The sequence below is a fragment of the Bartonella sp. CL162QHHD genome, assembly GCF_042195435.1.
Classification (GTDB): Bacteria; Pseudomonadota; Alphaproteobacteria; order Rhizobiales; family Rhizobiaceae; genus Bartonella.
This window is the reverse complement of record NZ_JBHIOG010000026.1, coordinates 1-1,118: the sequence shown is the minus strand read 5'-3', so window position 1 is coordinate 1,118 and position 1,118 is coordinate 1. Positions and strand designations below refer to the sequence as shown.

Annotated in this window: 1 protein-coding gene; it reads right to left on the bottom strand. The window is 43.8% G+C overall.

From position 1 onward, the window contains the following. Window positions 1-68: 68 nt before the first annotated feature. A partial coding sequence (locus tag ACFILD_RS02950; protein ID WP_375664735.1) for a DUF3792 domain-containing protein occupies window positions 69-1,118 on the bottom strand: 1,050 nt, incomplete at its 5' end.

Genomic DNA, 1,118 nt, shown 5'->3' with positions numbered 1-1,118 from the left:
AGAAGATTTTGCAAAAAAGCTGCACTATACGTGCAGCTTTTTATGTCTTTGTTTTAAAGGTAGACGTTTTAAAGCATGAAAGTGTCCTTACGGCTTCTATAACCATAATAGCCAAAAACACTGGAAATAATGGCGCCTACCAGACTGCCTAAAAAGCCCCACCACCCCATATTGGAGGCTGTTTTTGTGGCTTTAGTCGCAGTGTTTTTGGCGCCCTTGATCGTATCCTCAAGATTGTCTGAGAGTGTTTCTGCCCGTTCTTCAAGGACTTTGATGGCTTTTTCGGTCTTTTCTTCTGCGCTTTGATAGAGTTGGACGGCACGGTTGACTGCTGTTTGTGCATCCGCACGGGACATGCCATCGGTCACAAGGGCATTGATGATATCACTTCGATCAAATTTTGTCGTGAGATCTTCTACACGATCAGACAGACGCTCACCAAGATTTTTTAAAGTGGTGCGATAGTAAGAAGGATCATTTTTGAAAGCTGTTATCGCAGAACCAATATCATTGAGTGCAGCTTGATAGGTTTGTTTCAAGCGATCAGGGTTGAGAGCAGGAATGTCGCTTTTATTGAGAAGGGTGCGCAATTCACTCGAAAGTTGGTCAAAATTGATGCCATTGTCACTATTTTTTGCAAAAAACTTTTCAAGACTTTCGCTGTTTAAGTTTGCAAGTATGGGGGAAAGATTGTTTTTGAGGCTGTCCACGGTTTGTTGGACCATGGAGCTGTTTTCTAGAGCCGTTTTAGCTCCTATCTTTGCTGTACTAGAAACCACGTGGATGGCTTGGAGGGTCATCAGCAATGTTATGAGAGCCCAGGTGAGAAAGCCATGAAGAGTCCCTGAGGTTTCAGCAAAACGTCCAGCTACAAAGCCTCCCAAGGCTAGGCTAATCAGTGTAACGATAACAGAGCCCACGCCAAAGGAGAGGAAAGAGCCTTCAAATGGGGTTGAAGAAGTAAAATCCATTTGGCTTAAGCCTAAAGCGGCGACCAGAAAAGAAAGGCAGATTGAGGTGGCAAGAGCTGTCACCAGTCCCGCAAAGATTGCGGACCATGAAATGGGTGTGTGAAAGAGTGAATATTTTTCTTCTAGAGATGTTTCTCCTAAAAAATT